This is a genomic window from Nakamurella sp. A5-74, assembly GCF_040438885.1.
Lineage (GTDB): Bacteria > Actinomycetota > Actinomycetes > Mycobacteriales > Nakamurellaceae > Nakamurella.
In genome coordinates, this window is sequence record NZ_CP159218.1 from 1,240,283 (window position 1) to 1,263,272 (window position 22,990).

Annotated in this window: 15 protein-coding genes; 7 read left to right on the top strand and 8 right to left on the bottom strand. The window is 70.6% G+C overall.

Annotation, left to right across the window (positions count from 1 at the left end; translation table 11 throughout):
• Positions 1–415: 415 nt before the first annotated feature.
• The 3 genes from ABLG96_RS05645 to ABLG96_RS05655 form a co-directional block, all read right to left on the bottom strand.
• A complete protein-coding gene (locus ABLG96_RS05645; protein WP_353650411.1) occupies positions 416–1,126 on the bottom strand; it encodes a class I SAM-dependent methyltransferase in 711 nt (236 codons plus the stop codon).
• 116 nt (positions 1,127–1,242) lie between these two features.
• A complete protein-coding gene (locus ABLG96_RS05650; RefSeq protein ID WP_353650412.1) occupies positions 1,243–1,674 on the bottom strand; it encodes a VOC family protein in 432 nt (143 codons plus the stop codon).
• Positions 1,671–2,534: a helix-turn-helix domain-containing protein gene (locus tag ABLG96_RS05655; RefSeq protein ID WP_353650413.1), complete on the bottom strand. Its 864-nt coding sequence runs from the start codon at positions 2,532–2,534 to the stop codon at positions 1,671–1,673. The genes ABLG96_RS05650 and ABLG96_RS05655 overlap by 4 nt, the downstream gene beginning before the upstream one ends.
• A 264-nt stretch (positions 2,535–2,798) precedes the next feature.
• On the opposite strand from ABLG96_RS05655, the gene ABLG96_RS05660 reads away from it, so the two are divergent.
• A complete protein-coding gene (locus ABLG96_RS05660; protein WP_353650414.1) occupies positions 2,799–2,972 on the top strand; it encodes a hypothetical protein in 174 nt (57 codons plus the stop codon).
• Between the two features lie 130 nt (positions 2,973–3,102).
• Positions 3,103–3,870, top strand: coding sequence for a class I SAM-dependent methyltransferase (locus ABLG96_RS05665; RefSeq protein WP_353650415.1), 768 nt, complete (start codon positions 3,103–3,105; stop codon positions 3,868–3,870).
• A 22-nt stretch (positions 3,871–3,892) separates the two neighbouring features.
• Here ABLG96_RS05665 and ABLG96_RS05670 read toward each other — a convergent pair whose 3' ends face one another.
• Positions 3,893–5,971, bottom strand: coding sequence for a prolyl oligopeptidase family serine peptidase (locus ABLG96_RS05670; RefSeq protein WP_353650416.1), 2,079 nt, complete (start codon positions 5,969–5,971; stop codon positions 3,893–3,895).
• Between the two features lie 84 nt (positions 5,972–6,055).
• Between ABLG96_RS05670 and ABLG96_RS05675 the strand changes: the two genes are divergently transcribed.
• Both ABLG96_RS05675 and ABLG96_RS05680 read left to right on the top strand, forming a co-directional pair.
• Entirely contained in the window at positions 6,056–6,541 is a 486-nt protein-coding gene (locus ABLG96_RS05675) for a methyltransferase (RefSeq protein ID WP_353650417.1), read from the top strand.
• Between the two features lie 59 nt (positions 6,542–6,600).
• Entirely contained in the window at positions 6,601–8,124 is a 1,524-nt protein-coding gene (locus ABLG96_RS05680; protein ID WP_353650418.1) for a pyridoxal-dependent decarboxylase, read from the top strand.
• Positions 8,125–8,152: 28 nt separating this feature from the next.
• Here the strand turns inward: ABLG96_RS05680 and ABLG96_RS05685 are convergent, their stop codons facing one another.
• From ABLG96_RS05685 to ABLG96_RS05700, 4 genes are all read right to left on the bottom strand, one after another.
• The gene (locus ABLG96_RS05685; protein WP_353650419.1) at positions 8,153–10,369 is read right to left on the bottom strand and encodes a hypothetical protein; all 2,217 of its coding nucleotides are present in this window, start codon (positions 10,367–10,369) and stop codon (positions 8,153–8,155) included.
• A gap of 228 nt (positions 10,370–10,597) precedes the next feature.
• Positions 10,598–11,479, bottom strand: coding sequence for a 1,4-dihydroxy-2-naphthoate polyprenyltransferase (locus ABLG96_RS05690; RefSeq protein WP_353650420.1), 882 nt, complete (start codon positions 11,477–11,479; stop codon positions 10,598–10,600).
• Positions 11,480–11,495: 16 nt separating this feature from the next.
• The gene (gene menE / locus ABLG96_RS05695) at positions 11,496–12,689 is read right to left on the bottom strand and encodes an o-succinylbenzoate--CoA ligase (protein ID WP_353650421.1); all 1,194 of its coding nucleotides are present in this window, start codon (positions 12,687–12,689) and stop codon (positions 11,496–11,498) included.
• Between the two features lie 16 nt (positions 12,690–12,705).
• The gene (locus ABLG96_RS05700; RefSeq protein WP_353650422.1) at positions 12,706–13,674 is read right to left on the bottom strand and encodes a 1,4-dihydroxy-2-naphthoyl-CoA synthase; all 969 of its coding nucleotides are present in this window, start codon (positions 13,672–13,674) and stop codon (positions 12,706–12,708) included.
• Between the two features lie 79 nt (positions 13,675–13,753).
• Between ABLG96_RS05700 and recC the strand changes: the two genes are divergently transcribed.
• The 3 genes from recC to recD are packed head-to-tail and all read left to right on the top strand — an operon-like array spanning position 13,754 to position 22,931.
• A complete protein-coding gene (gene recC, locus ABLG96_RS05705) occupies positions 13,754–17,296 on the top strand; it encodes an exodeoxyribonuclease V subunit gamma (protein WP_353650423.1) in 3,543 nt (1,180 codons plus the stop codon).
• Positions 17,293–20,883 carry a UvrD-helicase domain-containing protein gene (locus ABLG96_RS05710; protein ID WP_353650424.1) on the top strand — a complete coding sequence of 1,197 codons (3,591 nt, stop codon included), beginning with the start codon at positions 17,293–17,295 and terminating at the stop codon, positions 20,881–20,883. Before recC ends, ABLG96_RS05710 begins: the two co-directional genes overlap by 4 nt.
• Positions 20,880–22,931, top strand: coding sequence for an exodeoxyribonuclease V subunit alpha (recD, locus tag ABLG96_RS05715; protein WP_353650425.1), 2,052 nt, complete (start codon positions 20,880–20,882; stop codon positions 22,929–22,931). The genes ABLG96_RS05710 and recD overlap by 4 nt, the downstream gene beginning before the upstream one ends.
• Positions 22,932–22,990 lie beyond the last annotated feature (59 nt).

Genomic DNA, 22,990 nt, shown 5'->3' on the forward strand with positions numbered 1-22,990 from the left:
GACGCTTTGGGATGCGGCTGGTGGTTGGTGGCAGACACCGAGCGTCCCGCTCGGGGAGCCGCATTCCGGATGGTCGCCTGGTGTCCGTTTCGGGCGGATTGCTGACGCTTTGGGATGCGGCTGGTGGTCGGTGGCAGGCACCGAGCGTCCCGCTCGGAGAGCCGCATTCTGGATGGTCGCCTGGTGTCCGTTTCGGGCGGATTGCTGACACTGTGGAATGCGCGACCTACCGTCGCCGCTGGAGAGCGTCCCGGGCCGGGCAGCCGCATTCCGGATGGTTGCCCGGTGTCCGTTTCGGGCGGTTTTCTGACACTCGTGGCATGCGGCTGGTGGTCTGGTGCCGGAGTCAGGGGGGGCCTGGGTCGGTCAGCCTGGGCCGGCTGAGCTGCCGGTGCCCGTCACGGCATGGGGGAGCTCACGGACGGCGAGCCATGAGATACCCCTGCGGCACCTTCTGCTGGCCTGTCGGCTCCCGCTCGATCCGGGTCGTCACCTCGAAACCGCTGCGCTGCAGCAACTCCGCGACCACCTGCACCGGTCGCCGCCAACTGTGCAGCGAGATGTCGTGGCCGTACCCGCGTTGCAGATGACGCACCTCGTCGCCGACCTGGAAGGCGAGGATCACCCCACCACCGGGGGCGAGCACCCGTCGGAACTCCTCGAACACCTCGGGAAGCAGATCGGTGGGCGTGTGGATGATCGAGTACCAGGCGATCACGCCGCCGACCGAAGCGTCCTCCAGCGGCAGTGCGAGCAGCGAACCCACGCCGAACTGCACCTCGGGATGCCGGGACCGGGCCTGCCGCACCATCTCGCCGGAGAGGTCGAAACCGAGGACGGTGGCGCCGAGCGCGTGGACGAATCCCGCGATGTGGCCGGGACCGCAGCCCAGGTCGACGACCGGCCGGCCGGTCGGGAGCTCCTCGGTGAACGCCGTGAGCAGCGCGCGATCCAAGGCCAGGTCGTCGAGCATCGGCTCGACCAGGTCGGCGTAGTCGGCTGCGACCCGGTCGTACGCGCTGCTCACCTCCGCAGTGACCTGCGGGCCGGTGGTCGGCCACGACAGTGCGCGCTCGGCGTACACGGGCTGCTGCTGCGGGGCGACGGCGAGGCTCGGACGATTCATGCAGGGGACGGTACGGCCGGCCTCCGACAGTCAGCGGGAACGGCGCCACCACAGCTCACACTGTTCGAGCGAGAGAGGGACGCGCGAGTCGGGATCCCGTCCGGTCAGGGCACACCTCAGGCGCCCGGATAGTCGCCGAACGACCAGAGATTGCCCTCCGGGTCGCGCACCATGATCTCGCGGCCACCGTAGTCGGTGTCGGCGAGCGGTCGCACGATCTCGCCGCCCAGCTCGGGGATCGCCGCAGCGATCCGCTCCGCGACCAGTTCAGGGTGCGCCGTCACGACGTACCCGCTGGAGGTTCCCGGTTCGGGACTCCACTCCTTGTCGGGCGAGTGGCTGCCCAGCATCACCGCGCCGTGGCCCTCCGGCCAGTTCAGCTGGGCGTGGGCGACGAGGTCGCCGTCGTCGTAGCGGGCGGTGAGTTCGAACCCGAAGGCCCGCACGTAGAAGTCGATCAGCGCAGGGGCGTCGCGGGCCTGCAGGGTGGCGAACACGGTTGGGTTCGGCCGGCTACCCGGTGTCTGCTGCTCGGGGGATGTGCTCATGGGGTCGAGTCTGGTTGCCCGCCATGCCCGCCGTCTTGAAGATTTCGGAACTCCTGCTGTGCCCACCGGCCGGGTGAGGTGCCGGCGAGCCGGCTGAACTCCCTGGTCAGATGGGCCTGGTCGGCGTAGCCGTGCGCGTCGGCGATCTCCGCGAGCTCGATGCAGCGACCCGCGCGTACCGACCGACCGAGCATCCCGATCACCGCTTCGAACCTGATCAGCCGGGCGACCGTCTTCGGAGCGAGTCCCACCTCGGCGCGGAACAGGGTTCCGAGATGACGGGTGCTCACTCCGGCGGCGTCGGCCACCGCGCCGATCGGTGCCCGGCCGGCGGAGCGTGTCAACGCATCCCAGGCGCGGCAGAGTTCCGGACGCGGCCGTACCGCGTCGGAGCTCGACCACCGATCGCGCAGCATCGCCGCCACTTCCTCGAAAGCGTTGCGCCATCGCAGGTTGGGTGCTGCCAGCCGATCTGCGAGCTCGGTGGCGAGACCCCCGAGCAGCCCTGCCCCGTCGATGTCGAGCTCGGCCAGTTCCGCCGCCGGGCACCCGAACAGGGCGCGCGCCGCGAGCGGGTGTACCGCCAACTGGACGCCTGCCTGCCCGGTGCTCTGCTCGACGTGGCTCGGCCGGGTGTGCAGGCCGGCCAGCAGCACCCGTTTGCGGGCGGTGGTGGCGAGGTCCGACCGTTCGAAACTCGCGCGGATGCCGTCGTCCAGGCTGACGATGAAGGTGAGCTGCGCAGAGGGAAGTCCGGCGTGCACCGAGTCCGGCACGTCGACGGCCCGGTAGCCGACCATCGAGGAGACCCCGGGCACCGGACGCTGCGGTGCCACGGCGAAGTCCCAGGCGGGCCCCATCAGCCGAGTATGACACCCACCGGACGGCCGGGGTCGGTGCACCTCACGATCGCGGTGCCGTCGGTACGTTCGATCGTCGCCATGCCGGGATCGACGCGCACCTCTGCCGTGGTCTGCAGCACGATGCGGTGTCCGGCCGGATCAATACCGCCCGGATCATCACCGGCGCCGGAACGTCCAGCGCTGCAGCGAATCCGGTCGGGTTGAGCGTGCACCAACCGCTGCCCGTCCGGTGCGCGAGTGGTGGTACCGACAACGCCCGGAATGCTCGTCGACAGCCGCAATCCCGGCCGGACGCCCAGCGTGGCAGCGGCTCCGGGGAACAGCGACGACGACAGAAGCTCCGCGGCCCTGCTGGAGGCCATTCCGCACCCGTTCGACGACGAAGGGCCGAACCCCGAGGTGCTGGGGGAGGCGCCCGTCCAGCAGCGGGGCTGAACCGCGCACCAGCAGGATGGTTGAGAAGCGTGCGACGGGGAACTGGTCACCACATGGTCTCCTGCACGCTGCGACGCCGAGCCCCCTCCCGGAGAGCCGGTACCGCACAGCCTGTCCCGGCGGTCCCTCGATGACCCGCGACCAGTTGCTCGACCGTTGGCACGAGGAGGAAGTCCTGCCGAGGTCCGGTTGGACCTTTGATCACCTGGGCGGTCGGGTGCACGACTCGCCCACTCCGTGGAACTACCCGGGGCTGTGTCGCACCGAGATCGCCGCAGCGCGCAGGGTGCTGGATCTGGGAACCGGCGGCGGTGAATTCCTGCTGGGCTTCCTCGATGTGCTCCCGCCGGACACGACCGCGACCGAGGGCTGGCCCCCGAACATCGACGTGGCTGCGCAGGCCCTGGAGCCGCACGGCATCGACCTCGTCGTCTTCGACGCGCAGCACGACGACGAGCTGCCGTTCCAGGACGAGCGTTTCGATCTGGTGATCAACCGGCACGAGGACTACATCGCCACGGAGGTGGCCAGGGTGCTGGAGCCTGGCGGCGTCTACCTGACGAAGCAGGTCGGTGGCGACGACTTCGCGGAAGCACACCAGCTGTTCGGCGCCCCGGTGATGTACCCCGACCACCTGCTGAGCGCCTGCGTCGGAGAACTGCAGGCAGCCGGCCTGGTGCTGGACATGGGCCAGGAATGGCGCGGGCCGACCACGTTCGACGACGTCGGAGCGTTGGTCCAGTACTTCATGATGGTGCCGTGGGATGTGCCCGACGACTTCAGCGTCTCCCGCTACGCGGACACCCTGATGAATCTGCACGAGGGTGGGCCGGCGCAGGGGCTGCCGATCGCGTTCACCGAGAGTCGGTTCGTGATGCGGGCGCACAAGCCCGTCTGAGGCACCGGACCCAGGACGGGTCTCAGCCCAGCACGTGTCGATCGCAGAAGTCGTACACGGAACGTGTCCACAGTTTCGAGTTGCCGACCCCGAGGATCCAGTGATTCTCCCCGGTGAACTGCAGCAACCGGTGCGGCATCGTCTCCGGCGGTCCGTCCCACCGGGACACCAGGTCCCACCACAGGCGGAGCGCTTCGCTGATCGGAACGCGATAGTCCTTGGTGCCGTGGGTGATCAGCATCGGCGTGCTGATCCGGTCAACGTGATGATGTGGTGAGTAGGTGCGGTACCAACGCTCGTGCTGGTCGGGGAGCCCGTGCACCGCGACCTTCTGCGCGGCCGCGTCCGTCGTTGGATGCTGCTGGTCCAGCGCCCACAGGCCCGCATGCGTGACGATCGCCCGGAACCGGGTGCTGTGACCGGCGATCCAGTTCGTCATGAACCCACCGAAACTGGCCCCCAGCAACGCGGTTCGGCTGCGGTCCAGTGTGGACCGCTCGAGTACGTGATCGGTGAGGGCCTCGACCTCACGCCACACGACGTCGGCCAGCCGCGGCCAGCCGCGGTTCAGGCCGGTGTGTCCGTAGCCGGTGGACATCGCCGGATCGGGCATCAGCACCGCATAGCCGCGGGCGACCGCCAGCCACGGACACCACCGCCAACTCCAGGCGTTGTAGGAGCCGTGCGGCCCGCCGTGGATCCACACCATCAGCGGCGCCGGCTTCTTCCGGGACGCGCCGCTGGGTGTGCACAACCAGCCACCGACGGTGATCGGCTCGCCGTCCGGGTGCTGCACCTGTGTCCGCACCCATTCCAGCCGCCCCGGGAGATTCGTGATGGCCCCGGGTGCGGCGAGTTCGACCGGCTCGCTGCGGCGGCGGGCAGTGAGCCGGACCGGTCTGGCGGGGGAGTCGATCGCACTGCGCAGGGCGAACACAGCGCGCCCGTCCGGCCCCGCTCGCAGCTGGGAGTAGGACGCGTCATCGGCGACGGTGCGGGCCCGGCCGGTCCGGGAGTCGATCGCGAGCACAGCGCCGCGCGAATGCAGATCGCCTGCGACGTAGAGGGTCTCGCCGTCGGCGGACCAGCAGTACTCACCGACCGTGAGATCACCGACCGCGGCCGTCACCGGATCTCCGGTGAGCCCGGAGCCGCTGATCCGGTGGATCTCCAAGAAGTCGTAGTTCGTGTCGGTGGGCGTCCCGGTGGTGTACCTGGTGACGGCCAGCAGATCGCCGGTGGGTGACAGCCGCGGTGCGCCGTAGCCGCGTGAGGCGTTGCCCTGCAACACGATCCGGCGTCGGGACGGGCGGCGTGCACCGCTCGGAGGGATGATCCGGGCGATCGAGGTACTGGTTCGACCGCGCGGCAGTCGGCGCGTCCAGGTCGTCATCACCAGGGTGCCGTCGCTGCTGATGTCGGCGTCGGCGTTCATCAGGTTCAAGGAGTCGGCGTCGGGTGTCAGATCGGTCAACGGACCGTCCGGGCCGACGAGTACCAGGCGGGTCGAGGTGTCGCCGACCTCGTGATCCCAGTACCGGATCGGCATTCCGGTGTGCAGGATGCCGGTGACCCCACCATCCTTGCGAGCCGAGCGTCGCTCGGCGTCGCTCTCCAAAGTGCCCTGCACTGGTCCGTCGGTCGCACCGTCCGGGTCACACAGTAGGGCCGTGGTCGCCAGGATCCGGCCGTCCGCGGTGACGCCGGCGATGGCCAGACCGCCCGGAGCGTCGGCCTCGACCCTGGCTTCACCGTGTGTCGGCAGCCGCCACAGTTGGGTGCCCTTCGCTGCGTCGTCGAGCGGGTCGGCACGCTTGGAGGTGAACAGCAGCGAGCCGTCCGGCGCAAAACGGGGGCCGGCCTCACCGTCGGCGGAGAAGGTGAGTCGTTGCGGCGCGGCGGTTCCGGCCGGATCGAGCTCCCACAGCGCGCTGGTGTACCTGGCGCCTTTCGCATCCGGCTGCTGCACCTGCGCCACCAGTCGGGTTCCGTCCAGCGACACCGCGAGCGCCACCACCCGCGGAACCTCGAACAGTCCGTCGAGGTCGGTGAAGTCGGCGTAGACATCGGTGGCGGCCTGCTGGTCCTGCTCGTGGCTCATGATGTCCGACCCTAGTCGCGTTGAGGTCCCGTGACCGCGGATGAGGGCGCTGCTTGCCCGGTTGTCGAGCAGCGAGGAACGAGCGTGACGAGACACGCTGGACGCGCGAGTTCGCAGGCTCACTCTGCCGCATTCGCCAACATCGCCGCAGCGATGCGCCCCGGCACAGTTCTCACCCAGTTGGTCTGGCAGGACAGCAGCCGTCAGGAATGGCACACCGCAATTCGACACGCATTGACCGGCGAGCCGAATGCACCCTCGAAACCCTTTGCAGGCAGCGCTTTCTCGATGGCCGACCCGGCCGAAGTCAATGCTCTCCTGTCCGGGGCCGGATTCATCGACGTGCGACTCACCGAGGTACGGGAGGGGGTCTGCTACGGCCCGGATGTCGCGACCGCACTACAGGCCCTCCGATCGTTGGGGATGACGGACCGGATGCTTCGCGACCAGGACGACTCGTCGGCGGACCGCGCCCTCGACCGACTGCGTAGCCTGCTCGATGCCCGTGACCTCAACGGAGTGTGGTTCGACTCGAGCGCCTGGCTCGTGACCGCCCGGCGCCGTTCGTGACGGCACCCAGCAGCAGGACCTGCGGTCACGACGACGACGCGCTCCTCTAGCGTGGTCGCATGTCCTTCGCCGCTGACGCCGACCATGCCGCGGGTGCCGGGCCGGGCCCACAGGACGGACCTGCTCCGTCCGGTCACCTGACCGCCGAGGAGTTCCGGCGGCAGGGCCACCAGGTGATCGACTGGATCGCCGAGTACTGGGAATCGGTGGCGGAGCGTCCGGTGTTGTCGCAGGTCGGCCCCGGACAGGTCCGGTCGGCGCTGCCCGACGGTCTGCCGGAGCAGGGCGAGTCGCTGGAGAACGTGATCGCGGACCTGGACGAGATCCTGTTGCCAGGGATCACCCACTGGCAGCATCCTCGGTTCTTCGCCTACTTCCCGGCCAACTCGACGCCGGCTTCGGTGCTCGGCGATCTGCTGTCGAGCGGGATCGGCGCCCAGGGCATGCTCTGGGCGACCAGCCCGGCGGTCACCGAGCTCGAACAGCAGGTGCTCGACTCGTTCGCAGCGGTTCTCGGTCTGCCGCAGGCTTTCTCGTCATCCGGGGCGGGCGGTGGCGTCATCCAGGACACCGCCTCCACCTCCACCTTCACCGCACTGCTGGCGGCCCTGCACCGGGTCAGCGGGGGCGCCGCACGGGCGGACGGCCTCGGAGCAGGTCGGTACGCGGTCTACGGCTCGTCGCAGGCGCACTCCTCGCTGCTCAAGGCGGCGATGATGGCCGGGCTCGGCGAGCGATCCCTCCGCAGCTTGCCGGTGGAGCCATTCACCCAGCAGCTCGACGTGGCCGCGCTGGACGCCGCGATCCGGGCGGATCTGGCGGCCGGCATCACCCCGGTGATGATCCAGGCAGCCGTCGGCACCACCGGGACCGGCGCGGTTGATCCAGTGCGCGCGATGGGTTCCCTGGCACAGGAGTTCGGCATCTGGCTGCACGTGGACGCGGCCTGGGCGGGTGTCGCAGCGGTCTGCCCGGAGTTGCGCTGGGTGATCGACGGCGTCGGTGAGTTCGCCGACTCGTTCGTGACCAACCCGCACAAGTGGTTGCTCACCACCTTCGACTGCAGCACCTTCTGGGTACGCGACCGGTCGGCGCTGATCGGGGCGCTGTCGATCCTGCCCGAATACCTCCGGAACCCGGCCAGCGAGTCCGGGGCGGTGGTCGACTACCGCGATTGGCACCCCCAGCTCGGCCGGCGGTTCCGCGCCCTCAAGTTGTGGACCGTGTTGCGCAGCTACGGTGTCGCTGGTCTCCAGCAGCACATCCGGGCCGGTGTGCAGCAGGCCAGGCGGGTCGCCGATCTGGTCCTGCAGGACGAGCAGCTGGTGTTCGCGGCGCCGCCGGTCCTCGGGTTGGTGACGTTCCGACTCGCCGATCGGCCGGAGCTGGCGCCCGCCGAGGCCGACCGGCTGCTGTTGGCCGCGATGCATGCGGTCAATGCCTCGGGGATCGCCTACTTCAGCCATGCCCAGGTGGACGGCCGGGCGGTGATCCGATGGGCGGTCGGCGGCTGGCGGACGACCGTCGACGACGTGGAGATCGCCTGGCAGGCGCTGGCAGCGCAGATCCGGTCTGCGCTGTAGCAGTAGGTGCCCGCGCTGCAGGGGCCGGTCACAGCACGCTGACGACCTCCCCGGAGACCTCGTTGCCCGTCACCGACATCGTGATCGGTCCATTCCCGGAACCGCCTCCGCCGGTCAGCTTCAAGGTCATCGAATGCTCGCCGTCGGATGCCGCAAGAGCGTCGACCGTGCAGGTCCAGGTCGTCACGTCCTGCGGGGCACAGCCACTTGCCGCGCCCTCCGCTTCGACCTCGATGCCTGCGGGGAGCGTGACCCTGAGCTGCTGCGCCGGGATCTTGACGCCGGTGCGGTTGACGAGGGTGAACGAAGAATCGACAGGAAGGGCGCCGACCAGGGTGACGACCCACGGCGCAGGTCCCCTCACCTCGACGTCCGGTTCCGGAGCCGGCGGGGCGCTGGTGGTCGGCTCGTCGCTGGTCGTCGTGGTCGTCGTGGTCGTCGTGGTCGTCGTGGTCGTCGTGGTGGTCGGCTCGTCGCTTGTCGTCGTGGTGGTCGGCTCGTCGCTTGTCGTCGTGGTCGTCGTGGTGGTGGTGGGATCGGGCGTCGAGTCGGTCGTCGGATCGGGTGCGCTGGTGGTCGAGGCGTCAGCCGTGGTCGGTGCAGGTGGGTTGGTGGGTGCTGCCATCGCCGTGGTTGCGGGAAAGGTGGCCGCCGAGGTCGACGTTCCGGGCGCCGTGGTTCCGGGCCGGGTCGTCCCCGGCACCGTGGTTGCCGGCACGGTGCTTGCCGGCACGGTGGTCCAGGGAGCCGTCGTTCCGGGCACGGTGGTCCCCGGCACGGTGGTCCCCGGCATGGTGGTCCCCGGCACCGTCCTCCCCGGGCCGGCAGGACCCGAGTGCTGCGTCGGCGCCACCGAGGCGAACAGCGGCGGCGTGTACTGACCCGGGGCCGGGGTCGGCCCGCCACTCCAGGTCGGGGTGGCGCCCTGCCCGGTCGTCCCGGTGTCGGCTCCAGTCGTGGAGCCGGCTGTCCAGCGCCCGAACACGGGAAAGCTGTCGGAGGGGAACGAGCCGGTGACCGTGGTCGCGGGGCCGCCGGCCACGCCAGGGATCACCGCAACGGTGGTGGGCATCCCGTCGAGACCGATGCTGGTCGAGGTGCTCACGCTGACCCGGGTCGGCAACCCGTTGACGCCGGTGGTGGTGATCGTCGCCCGGCCGGTGGTGCTGCCCGCGGGTGCGGTGGTCGCGAGGGAGCGGTCGGTCGCGGTGGAGGCGGTCACTTCGTCGGCCGTGGAGACCGCGCCCGCTGCAGGGTCGGTGGTCGCGGCCATCCGGTCGAGGGACGGGTCGAACCCAGCGGCGGCCGATTCGTCGGACCCTGCTCCGGCTCGGAGCGCGGGTACCGATGCGGTGACGGCGATCAGCGCGACCGCGACCAGCACCAGCCGCATCGACCGGGGCCGAGCCGGTACTCGCGTCGCGACGAGCTCGCCGTCATCGTTGGCCCCCCGGGCGGCCTCGAGGTAAGGGATGCCCTGCTCGCCCAGGACGACCACGGCGAGGGCGGGGGCCGGATCGTGGGTGAGGGTCGTGAGCATGCGCGCCGCCGTACGGCAACCGTCGCAGCCGGCGAGGTGTTCGTGCACGGACGCATCTCTGCCGGCCGCATCCTCAGCGCCGACCGAGGGGCTGCTGATCGCGAGTTGCAGCCGGTCCAGAATCTGGGAGCAGGCCGGATCGTCGAGCTGGTGGACCTGACCGGCCAGATAGCCGCGCACCAGACCCTCGCGGGAACGGGCGGCAAGGCCGGTGACGGTGGCGGTCCGCATGCCGAGCAGCGAGGCCACCCCCGCGTCGGTCTGCCCTTCGACGGCGGTGTGCCACAGCACGCTGCCCCACCGCTCGGGGAGGGCCAGGAACGACCGCCGGACGATGGGGTCGGCCTCGGTTCGGGTCGTCGACACCGCTGCGTCGCCCGCAGCCTCGTCGAGCTCGGCGGCGATAGCAGCCGGTGCAGCGGTCAGGACGGCGCGCAGGATCTGCAGCCGGAAGGCGCAGTCGGGCCCGCCCCCGCTCTCCAGCATGCGGCGCGTGTTGTCGAAGGCGCGCTCGGTCACGATGGCAGCCGTCTCGACCGATCCGGTCAGCAGCGTGGCCAACCGGAGCGCGGCGCCCTCGTGGCGTCGACGCAGGACAGCGAAGGCGGATCCGTCGCCGGCCCGGGCAGCGACGATCAGTTCCGGGTCGCCGGCGGTGGAGCGGGTGCTGGAACGAGCGCTGTCCGAACGGGAACCGTCGGTCATGATGATCTGCCTCCCGGTGCGAACGAGTGGCGAGCGAGCCGGCCCGTCCGTCGCGTCACGGCAGGTCAGCGGTTCCAATGATGATGCTGAGTGACCTGCACCGCAAAAACGTAGCCCACCAGGCTGACGCAGGCACGAAACTGTCACTCCCAGTACGGCTGTTCTGTCCGCTTCGCCGCAGTAGCGTCAAATAGTTCACCCGTACGGCCGATTAGAGGTGACCGTCCGTCAGCCAACGGCTCCGGTGATCACGAATCCGGCGGCGGCCAGCGCGGCGTAGAGGAACTCGATGCGCCCGGTGGCTCCCAGCACGCCGATCAGCTCCGGTCCGCGCGCCCCCCGCAGCACCCGGCGGATCTGCGTGAGCATCAGCGGCACCACCAGCAGGGCGATCAGCACCCAGGGTCGCCGGAAGCCCACCACGGTGACGGCGACAGCGGCTCCCGTCACCATCAGCGCGTAGAGGATCCGGCCGAGGCGATCGCCGGCGAGCACGGCGAGCGTGCGTTTGCCGGCGACGGTGTCGGTGGGGATGTCGCGGAGGTTGTTCGCCATCAGCAGGGCGCAGGCGAGCAGGCCGATACCCACCGACAGCGCGACGGATCCGAAGGAGATCCGGCCGGCCTGGACGTACGTGGTGCCGTTGACGGCGAGCAGGCCGAAGAAGACGAACACGAAGATCTCGCCGAGGCCGAGGTAGCCGTACGGGCGGGGACCGCCGGTGTAGAACCAGGCGGCCAGCACCGAGGCCGCGCCGGGGATCAGCAGCCACCAGCCGGACGTCGCCGCCAGTGCGATACCGGCGATCGCGGCCACGGCGAAGGCGAGGAAGGCGGCGCGCTTGACGACGGCGGGCGCTGCGCGGCCGGAACCGACCAGTCGCATCGGACCGACCCGGTCGGCATCGGTACCGCGGATGCCGTCGGAGTAGTCGTTGGCGTAGTTCACGGCTACCTGCAGGGCCAGGCTCACCACCAGTGCGAGCAGCGCCTTCCACCAGAGGAACTCCCGGAGTGCGGCGGCGACGCCACTGCCGGCGAGCACCGGAGCGACGGCCGCTGGGAGGGTGCGCGGGCGCGCCGCGGAGAGCCAATCGGACGCAGTAGCCACCCGTCGACCCTAACGATCACCCCCGGTCGACCGGGCGTCCGGCCGCAGAGGGTGGGTGGCCGGAAGCGGAGGGCAACCCGAGCAGCTCGCCGGCGAGAGCCGACGCGGCACGGCGGTCCGGTTTTCCGGGACCTCGGGTGGGCAACGCTGGGACGGTGCGGAACGTCCGCGGACGGTGCGCGGGAGGCGCACCACGCAGAGCTTCGGTGATCTGCTGCGGGTCCGGCACCGCGCCGGTGACGAGAGCGACGATCCGTCGCCCCCACTCCGGATCAGGAACACCGACGACGATGACCTCCCCGATCCCGGCGATCCCCGCCAGCCGGTGCTCGACCGCCGCCGGCGGCACGTTGACGCCACCGGTGATGATCGTGTCGTCGGCCCTGCCCAGCACCGTCAGACGAGCAGAGGAGAGCTCGCCCAGGTCGTCGGTGACGAATGTTCCGGGCACGGCGAAGGCGGCAGACGTCGGTTGACCGCGGTAGCCACGGGCCACCATCGGGCCCGTCAGGGTGACCCTGCCGTCCTCGGTCAGCCCGACGGTGGTGATGTCCAGCGGTCGGCCGTCGTAGACACAGCCACCGCAGGTCTCGCTCATGCCGTAGGTGGTGACGACCGCGACACCGCGGGACCGGGCCCGGGACAACAGGTCCGGTGCGGTGGCTGCGCCACCGACGAGGACGCCGTCGAACCCGGCCAACGCGTCGGTGGCCGCCGGATGCCCGAGGATCCGGTGAAGCTGGGTCGGCACCAGCGAGACGTACCGTCTGCTGCCGTCCAGTCTCCGTGCCGATGCGATGAAACCCTCTGCGGTGAAGGAGGTTCGGGTGTCCATGGCCACGAGCGCGGAGCCGGCGAGTCGGGATCGCAGCATCACCTGCAGGCCGGCGACGTGCCAGCCAGGCAGGGTCAGCAGCCAGCTTCCCGGTCCGCCGAGCTGTCGTTCGGTGGCAGCCGCGGACGCGCGGAGTGCCGATGCCTGCAGCAGCACCTGTTTGGCGGTCCCGGTGGATCCCGAGGTGCCCAGCACAACGACGGTCGGATCGTCGGCCGCGTCGTCACGGTCGTCGAGAACCTGTGCAGCAGCGGGGTTCTGCGGGCCGGTCGGTGCCACGGCGGGCCCACCTTCGAACGCTGCGAGCAGGGCAGGCAATGCGGTACCGGCGGTCCCGTCGGGTGGGATCGGCAGCTCGATCAGGGCTCGCGTCATTGCCGGGCTCCGGCGTTCAGGACGTCCACGGTTCATCGGTGAAATCGGGAGACCGCTTCTGCAGGAAGGCATCTCGGCCCTCCACTGCCTCGTCCCTGCCGTACGCCATCCTGGTCGCCTCGCCGGCGAACAGCTGCTGGCCCACGAGCCCGTCGTCGAGCAGGTTGAACGAGTACTTGAGCATCTTCTGCGCGGTCGGGGACTTGGCGGTGATCTTCGCCGCCCACTGCACGGCGACCTCCTCGAGGTCCGCATGGGGGACGACGGCGTTGACCGCGCCCATCGCGTGCATCTGCTCGGCGCTGTAGGTGTCACCGAGGAAGAAGATCTCCCTGGCGAACTTCTGTCCGACCATCTTGGCGAGGTAGGCCGAGCCGTAGCCGCCGTCGAAGGAGCCGACGTCGGCATCGGTCTGCTTGAACTGCGCGTGTTCGCGGCTGGCGATGGTCAGATCGCACGTCACGTGCAGCGAGTGGCCGCCACCGGCCGCCCAGCCGGGGACCACGCAGATGACGACCTTCGGCATGAACCGGATCAGCCGCTGCACCTCCAGGATGTGCAGCCGTCCGGCTCGACCCTGCTGCACCGTCTCCGCAGTCTCCCCGTCGGCGTACCGGTAGCCGTCGCGGCCGCGGATGCGCTGGTCACCCCCGGAGCAGAACGCCCAGCCGCCGTCCTTCGGGCTCGGGCCGTTGCCCGTCAGCAGGACGCAGCCGACGCCGGGGTCCAGGCGGGCGTCCTCCAGTGCGGCGTACAGCTCGTCGACCGTCCCCGGCCGGAAGGCGTTGCGCACCTCGGGTCGGTCGAAGGCGATCCGGACCGTCGGCAGATCGCCGTGGCTGCCGTCGGTGCGCTCGCCGACCTGACGGTGATAGGTGATGTCCGAGAAGGTGAAGCCCGCGACCGGTCGCCACCGCTCCGGCCGGAACGGTTGCCGCTCCGCAGCGGCCGGATGCTCGGAGGTCTGCTGATGATGGTCGGCCACCCGGCCAGACTAGGCTGTCGGACCCGGCACCTACGGTGCGGTGCAGGAGTGGACAGGACCGGAACGGACGGGGGACGGCATGTCGCTGCAGCTGCATCGCGCACAGCGCAGCGATGCCTTGGTCCGTGCGTTGGCGGAGGTGCTGTCCGATCCGCTGCCGGATCCGATGACGGCCGAGGTGGTCGCGGTACCGGCGCAGGGGATCGAACGCTGGATCTCGCAACGGCTGTCCGCGATCCTCGGCGCGTCCGGTCCGGAGCACGCCGACGGCGTGAGTGCGAACATCGAGTTCCCCTCGCCGGCCCGGCTGGTGGCGAGCACCATCAGCCTCGCGTCCGGAGTCGCACCGCAGGACGACGAGTGGAACCCTGAGCGTCTGGTCTGGACGGTGCTGGCCGCGATCGACGACCACCTGGGCGCACCGGGGTTCGAGGCGTTGACCGATCACCTCGGCGGGGTGGGATCCGTGCTGGATCAGGACGCGACGTTCGATCCGATCGCGCGGGCAACCGCTGTGCGTCGCGGTCGACGGCTAGGGGTCGCCCGTCGCCTGGCCGGGCTGTTCGACTCCTACAGCCGGTTCCGACCGAGCGTGCTGCAGGCGTGGGCTGCCGGGTACGACACCGATGGCTGTACCGACACCGGCGTGCCCACCGCAGGACCGGACGGCGTGCTGCTGGCAGCGGCCCGCAGCTGGCAACCGGTCTTGTTCCGGGCGGTGTCGGAGGCGCTGGCGCTGCCCAGTCCGGCACAGCGGTTGACGCAGGTCGTCGCGCGGCTCGCCGACGACCCGGGGGTCAGCCCGCTGCCGGCGCGGGTCGCCGTTTTCGGGGCGACCAGGCTCAGTGCGACCGAACTCGTCGTCATCGACGCGTTGGCGCTGCACCGGGACGTCCATCTGTACATCCCGCAGCCCTCGCCCCGACTGTGGACCAAGCTGGCACAGCAGCGCACCGAGCGCGGCCTGACGCGGCGGCGTTCCGACCCCACCAGCGGTCTGCCGGAGCATCCACTGTTGCGGTCGCTGGGTCGCGACTCCCGCGAGCTGCAGTTGCGACTCTCCGCGGGGTCGGCGCCGATGATCGACCACCACCTGCACCTCGACCCGGCCGTGGCCGCCGGCTCGGCGCCCCCTACCGGGCTGACCGCGCTGCAGCGGCTGCATCTCGACCTGGCCGACGACCGCCGGCCACCGGGGCCGGACGGCGCGCGCGACGAGCGGGCGGTGCTCGACCCCGGAGATGCGTCGATCCGGATCCACGCCTGCCACGGCCGCGACCGTCAGATCGAGGTGCTCCGCGACGTCCTGGTAGGCCTGCTCGCTGACGACGAGACCCTGCAGCCGCGGGACATCCTGGTGATGTGCCCGGACATCGAGCTGTACGCACCGCTGGTGCTCGCTGCCTTCGGCGTCGGCGATGCCGCCGTCCAACCGTCCTCGCACCCGGGGACCGGGATCCGGGTGCGGCTGGCCGATCGTGCGCTGCGCAGGACGAATCCGGTGCTCGACGTGCTGGCCAGGATGCTCGAGCTCGCGGATTCCCGGATGACGGCGTCCGAGGTGCTCGACTTCGCCGCGTTGCAGCCGGTGCGGCGACGATTCTCCTTTGACGACGACGATCTGCTGCAGCTGCGCACCTGGGTTGCTGATGCCGGGATCCGTTGGGGCATCAACGAACCCGGGCGGGCCAGGTTCGCTCTCCCGGGCGTCTGGCAGAACACCTGGCGCCGGGGATTGATGCGGGTGCTGCTGGGTGTCGCGATGTCGGAGGACGTCCCACAGTTCGTCGGCCAGACCCTGCCGCTCGACGACGTCGACTCCTCGAGGATCTCCCTCGCCGGCAGGTTCGCCGAGCTCATCGACCGGTTGGCGCTGACCGCCGGTGCGCTCACCGGGGAGCAGTCGTTCTCCGCCTGGGTCGGAGCCCTCTCGACCGCGGTCGACACGCTGACCGCCGTCAGCGGAAGTGATGCGTGGCAACAGGAACAGGCGCACAGGATGCTCCTGTCCGAGCTCGACCTGGCCGGCGACGGTGCGCGTCGTCCGCTGCGCCTGCAGGACATCCGTGCGGTACTCGCTGATGCCCTGCAGGGGCGTCCGACGCGCAGCAACTTTCGTACCGGTGAACTCACGATCTGCTCGATGGTGCCGATGCGTTCGGTGCCGCACCGGGTGATCTGCCTGCTCGGGTTGGACGACGGCGAGTTCCCGCGGGCGGGACGGGTGGACGGGGACGACGTGCTCGCCGTCGATCCGGTCGTGGGGGAGCGCGACAGGACCAGCGAGGACCGTCAGCTGTTGCTGGACGCCGTCGATGCGGCCTCCGAGCACCTGGTGTTCCTGTACTCGGGAGCCGACCACCGCACCGGCGCCGAGCGCCCGCCCGCTGCCGCGCTGGGGGAAATTCTCGACGTCCTGGACGCCACGCTGCAGGACGGCGCAGGGGGCAGCGTGCGGGATCTGATCCACGTCCGACATCCGTTGCAGCCCTTCGATGACCGCAACTTCCTGCCCGACTCGGAACTGGTCGCTCCCCGGGCCGGCGCAGATGCCCGACCGTTCAGCTTCGACGCCTCAGCGCTCGAGGGAGCGACGGCTCTCAGGGCGTCGGCGCTGCACCTGCCGAGCATCGCCGGACTGTTGGTGCCGACAGCACTGCCCCCGCGCGAACACCGACCGGGCGACGTGGTCGAGGTGGACCAGCTGATCCGGTTCTTCGAGCAGCCGGCTGCCCGCTTCCTGGCGGAGCGTCTCGGACTCGACTCGAACTGGCGCGAGGACCCACCCGTCGACGAGCTCGAGACGGATCTGGACGGCCTGCAGAAGTGGGCGATCGGCGATCGGCTGGTCCGGCTGCAGCTGGACGGCATCGGACGGCAGGAGTCGATCGCAGCGGAGAACCGACGCGGTGTCCTCCCGGTGGGCGCACGGGCGGCCGAGGTGATGCGCGAGGTGGCCGAGCTCGCTGATCCGGTGGTGGCGGCCGGACTCCGTCACCGGGCGGGCAGCCGCAGCATGGTCGACGTCTCGATCGGGCTGGAGGACGGGCGCGCGCTGGTCGGCACCCTGGGCCCCGTGCACGGCGGTCGGCTGGTCACGGTCGGCTACTCGCGTCCGGGCCCGAAGCAGCGGCTGCGCAACTGGATCTCCGGGCTGGTACTGGCCGCCGCCGGCGCCCAGGACGACGGCGCCCCGGGTGGCGCCGTCTGGATCGGTCAGGGCAGACGTGGACAGCAGGCCGAGACGGTCGTGGTCGCGCCCGACCCGGCGGGAGCCCGCGGACAGCTCGTCGACCTGCTCGCCATCCGCGATCTGGGGATGCGGGTCCCGCTGCCGGTGACGCCGAGGTTGGGGTGGGCCTATGCAGAGAAGCGGATCCGGTTCGGGGTCGACCAGGACACCGCCTGGCAGATCGCCGACACCCTGTGGTCCCGTGACAAGTACCGGCCGGAGCGCACCGAAGCCGCGCACCGGATGTGTTGGCAGGCAGCGGAACTCGCCGATATCGCGGACCTGCCCGGCATCGCCGCTCTGCCGAACCCCGGGGCGGAACGGACGATGCTGGGCAACCTCGCGATGCAGATCTGGTCGTCGGTGGTCCGCGACGAGGTGGACCGGTGACCGCGCGGCAGCAGGATCCGCGGGTGGGGCGGACGATGCCGATGAACGCACTCGGCGACTTCGACGTGACCGGCGATCTGCCCTGGCAGGAGACCGTCGTCCTGGAGGCCAGCGCCGGCACGGGCAAGACCCACACCATCGCTTCCCTGGCTGCGCGTTATCTGGCCGAGGGGCGGGTCCGGCTCGAACACCTGATGTTGGTGACCTTCGGTCGTTCGGCGACCCAGGAGTTGCGGGACCGGGTCAGGGGTCGGTTGACGGAGCTGGAACAGGCGCTGCGACTGCCGAAGGTCCCCAGCGCGGATGAAGTGGCCACCCTGCTCCGGCAGGGCACGCCCGAGGAACTCGCCCAGCGGCAGCGCAATCTCGCCACCGCGCTCGCCTCCTTCGACGAGGCCACCATCGCCACCACCCACTCGTTCTGCCAACGGATGCTGGACGGGCTGGGGATCGCGGCCGACCACGATCCGGGTGCGGTGCTGCTGGAGAACTCCGACGACGTGCTCGCGCAGGTGGTCGGGGACGACTACCTCCGGCGGTTCGCGCCGTTCGACGACCGCCCGTTCGACGCGAGTACCGCCCGGCAGATCGCCAGGGCGGCAACGGGAATGAGCATGGCTCGGCTCGAGCCGGCGATGGCCGTCGATCCACGATCGCGCCCGAGGGTCGAGTTCGCCGAGGGTATCCGGGAGCTCTTCGACGTTCGCAAACGGGAACTGCACGCCCTGGACTTCGACGACCTGCAGGTGCGTCTCGCCGAAGCGCTCGTACACCCGGTGCGGGGTGGCGCCGCCCGGGACCTGGTGCGCGCCAACTTCCACGTGGTGCTGGTCGATGAGTTCCAGGACACCGATCCGGTGCAGTGGGAGATCCTCCGGACGGCCTTCCACGGGCATTCGACGTTGGTGTTGATCGGCGATCCGAAACAGGCGATCTACGCCTTCCGGGGCGCCGACGTACACACCTACCTGCGGGCGGCACGACTCGCGAGCCGGCAGTTCACGCTGGGGACCAACTGGCGCAGCGATGCACCGCTGGTCCGTGCGCTCGACAGCCTGTGGAACGCCGTCAACCTCGGCCACCCGGACATCACGGTCAGGGCCATCGAGGCCGCTCGTCCGACGAGCAGGCTGATCGTCCCGGGCCGCAGCGCGCCGCTGCGGATCCGTCGGGTACCCCGCTCCAGCGGCACGATGACGACGACGGGCTACCTCACCTCCACGGCGGCGATGACGGCGATCGTGCGCGACCTGGCGTCCGAGATCGTCACCCTGCTCGAGTCGGGTGCCACCGTGATCGACCCGGCAGCCGGACCCGACGCCCCGCCGAGACCCATCTCGCCGTCCGACATCGCAGTGCTGGTGCGCACCAACAAGGAGGGTGAAGCAGCGCGGAATGCGTTGCAGCGTGCCAGGATCCCGGCGGTACTGACCGGCAACACCAGTGTCTTCAGCTCGGTCGCCGCCGAGGCCTGGGACACCCTGCTGCACTGCCTGCAGGCACCCAACAGGGCCGATCGTGCGCGGCGGGTGGCGCTGACGCCCTTCGTGGGATGGACGGCGCCGCAGACCGCTGCTGCCGACCAGCAGCAGATCGAGGACCTGATCGACCGGATCCGTGGCTGGGCAGCGGTCTTCGCCGACGGTGGGGTTGCTGCCCTGCTCGAAGCAGTCGGTGCCGCCGGTCTCGCGACGCGGGTGTTGGCCAGTGCCGACGGCGACCGACTGCTGACCGACATCCGTCATCTGGCCCAGGTGATGAACGGGGCCGCCAGGGACGAACACCTCGGGCCGGCCGCGCTGCTCGAGTGGTTGCGGCGGCGGCGCGAGACGGCCGAGCGGGACGCGAGCGACGAGCTCAGTCGCCGGCTGTCGACCGAGGCCCAGGCAGTCCAGGTGCTGACCGTGCACCGGAGCAAGGGTCTGGAGTTCGGAGCGGTCTTCGCTCCGTTCGCCTGGACGCTGTGGTTGCCCGACGAGCCCGACCCGCTCCGACTGCACGACGACGAGGGGAACCAACTGCTGGACGTCGGCGGCACCTCGGGTGCCGGGCATGCGGCCCGACTTGCTCGCGGTCAGCAGGAGGCTCTGGGGGAGGAGTTGCGTCTGCTGTACGTGACCTTCACCCGGGCACGTTCGCTGCTGGTCACCTGGTGGGCGCCCGGCTGGAACGCCAAGCAGTCCCCGCTGCACCGGCTGTTGTTCGGCGAGCTGACCCAGGGCACTCTGCCGTCCCAGGTGCCGGTGCCGTCCGACGCCGATGCCCAGCGCAGGTTCGCCGAGATCGCCACGGCGGCTGGAGGTCTGATCGAGATCGAGACCGCAGACCCGGTGCGCCGACCGATGCTGACGGTCCGCGAGATCGAGCCGGTGGCGCTCTCTGCCCGCAGCTTCGACCGCGCCGTCGACACCACCTGGCGGCGTACGTCGTACTCCGGTCTCACTGCTGCAGCGCACAGCGCGCACTACGACGGTGCCGACCCGCACGCGGATACCGTTGCAGGGCAGGGTGATCCGGCACTGCGCGACCAGCAGGAGGGTGACGATCCGACCGCCGCGCTCGACACTGCAGAGACCGGCAGCGAGCCTGCCGAGATCGGTGTCGACGACGAACCCGAGATCGGCTCCGAGACGGTCGGCGGCAGCACTCGGACGGTTGCCGGCGGTGCGGACGGCGGTGCCGCAGCACCCGGTGACGCGCGGGAGGCGGAGCTGCGGGCCATCGGCTCACCGCTGGAAGCCTTCCCCGGTGGTACCGCCTTCGGCACCGTCGTGCACGAGGTGCTCGAGTACCTGGACACCACCGCCGCCGATCTCCCCGCCGAACTGCGGGCGCACTGCAGCAGAGTGCTCGGACCGCGCAGCGGAGAGGGTCTGGACCCGGAACTGCTGGCCGCAGCGCTCGAGCCGGTTTTCGCCACGCCGCTCGGAGCGCTGGCCGAGCAGCGCACCCTCGCCGACTTCACGCCTGCCGACCGGCTGGCGGAGATGTCGTTCGAGCTGCCGTTGGCCGGCGGCGACGCGCCGGTCCGTGCCGGTGCGGTCGGTGCCGGTGCGGTCGGTGCCGGTGCGACGCTGGCCGAGATGGCCCAGGTCTGGCAGGAGGCCGTCGAGGACGGTGATCCGCTCGCCGACTATCCGCGGTTGCTCGAGGACCGGTTGTTGTCCGGTGATGAGCTGCGGGGGTATCTGACCGGCAGCATCGATGCCGTGCTGCGGGTGCGTGACGGCGCGGGCACCCCCCGATACCTGGTGGCCGATTACAAGACCAACCGTCTCGGGACGCCCGGAGAAGCGTTGACCGCGTGGGACTACCGCCCAGAGGCGATGGCCGAGGCGATGTCGGTCGTGCACTATCCGCTGCAGGCGATACTCTACACGGTCGCCCTGCACCGCTACCTGACCTGGCGTCAGCCGGGCTACGACCCGGACGTCCACCTCGGTGGCTCGCTGTACCTGTTCGTCCGCGGGATGAGTGGACCGCAGACCCCCGTCGTCGACGGGATGCCCTGCGGCGTGTTCGCCTGGCGACCGTCGTCCCGCATCGTGCTCGCCGTCTCGGATCTGCTCGCGGGAGATCGACGATGACCCGTCCGACCGCTGCCAGGATCCGCGACGAGTTCGCCGTCGATCGGGTCCGAGCGCCGATGGCAGACACGCTGGCCGCGTTCAACGACGCAGAGGTGCTGATCGCGGCGGACGTACATGTCGCACGACAGCTGGGCCTGCTCGCCGGGGAGACCGACGACGACGTGCTGTTGGCCGTCGCGCTCGCGGTGCGCGCCGTCCGGCAGGGGTCGGTCTGTGTCGACCTGTTCACCGTTCGGGACGCCGTCCTGGGCGAGAGCGCCGACGTGGCCGACCTCCCGGTCGCCGGCGCAGACGACCACGAGGTCGGGGATCCCGAGCTGGCCCGGCAGTTGGCCCGCCAGTACGCGCTGGACTGGCCGGATGCGGAGCGGTGGCGTGCCCTGGTCACAGCCAGTGCACTGGTCGAGGTCTGCCCCGATGACGCCGTACCGCCGGCCGACGGCGGGCCCGGCCGACCGCTGCGCTGGTTCGGTGGCCGCCTCTACCTCGATCGCTACTGGCGGCAGGAACGTGCCGTCGCCGCCGAGCTCGTCACCAGGATGTCCGTCCCGGACGACGCGCTGGACGAGCAGACCATCATCCGGCGGACCGCAGCGATCCAGCGGCTGTTCCCCGAACCGGAGAACGAGAGTCGTCAGCGGATCGGAGCCGCGGTCAGCGCGTCCCGGCGGCTCGCCGTGCTGGCCGGAGGTCCTGGCACCGGCAAGACCACCGCCGTGGCCAGGATGATCGCCGTGCTGGCCGACCGGGAAGGCCCGGCTCCCCGGATCGCGTTGGCAGCGCCCACCGGCAAGGCTGCTGCCCGGCTGGGTCAGGCGGTCCGCGACGAGATCGCCACCTTCTCGGTCGGCGACCGCGCACGCATCGGCGACGTCCAGGCCTCCACCCTGCACCGCTTGCTCGGGTGGCGGCCGGGATCGCGCTCAAGGTTCAAACACGATGCACGGCAGCATCTTCCGCACGATGTGGTGGTGGTCGACGAGTCGTCGATGGTCCCGCTCACCATGATGGCCCGGCTGCTGGAGGCGCTGCGGCCAGAGGCGCGGCTGCTGTTGGTGGGGGATCCCGATCAGCTCGCCTCCGTCGAGGCCGGGGCGGTGCTGGGCGACATCGTCGCGCGGGCCGAGGCGTTGGACCGTGCCGGAGACTCCGGCGGGGGTCGTGCCGGCGTGCCCGGCGCCGATGACCTGCTCGGCCGACTGTGTCCGGTCGACGAGCCGACGCTGGACGATGTCGATCGACGTGCTGCCGCTGCCGGGGTGACCCGGCTCACCCACCGGTTCCGTTTCGGGGAGGAGATCGGCAGGCTGGCCGATGCCATCCGCCGCGGCGACGCGGACCAGGCGATCGCCGTCCTGGGCGCCGGCGGCAGCAGGATCGACTGGGTCGACCGGGAGGCGGACGAGCGCGATCCGGCGATGGCGGAACTGCGGGACGACGTCGTCCGCGCGGCGCGCACGCTGACCGCCGCTGCCCTGGACGGCGACGTCGTGCAGGCGCTCCGGGCGATGGACGAGCACCGGCTGCTGTGCGCGCACCGGTCCGGGCCGTTCGGCGCTGCCTGGTGGGCCCGGGTCATCCAGCGCTGGATCGCCGCCGACCGGGCGGTCCGCGGTGAACCTCTGACCGCGACGGATCGCCGGACCGGTGCCGATTCCTGGTGGGAGCCGGGGCGTCCGCTGCTGATCACCGACAACGACTACGAGCTCGGCCTGTTCAACGGCGACACCGGAGTGGTGATCAAGGACGGGCAGCAGGGCTTGGTCGCGGCGTTCGGCGATGCACGCGACCCGGTGACGGTCCGGCCCGGCCGGCTCAGCGGAGTGCAGAGCGTCTATGCGATGACCATCCACAAGAGCCAGGGCAGTCAGTTCAAGGCGGTGACGGTGATCCTGCCGCCCGCGCAGTCGCCGTTGCTGACCAGGGAGCTGCTGTACACCGCAGCCACCAGAGCCTCCGAGCGCGTCCGCATCATCGGCAGCGCGCACGCGGTCCGCACCGCCATCGCCCGTCCGGTCTCGCGGGCCTCCGGCCTGCGCGGCTGAGCGGACGCCGGCGGAAACCCGATGTCGCCCGGGCAGTTCGGTCCGTAGGGTCGCACCCG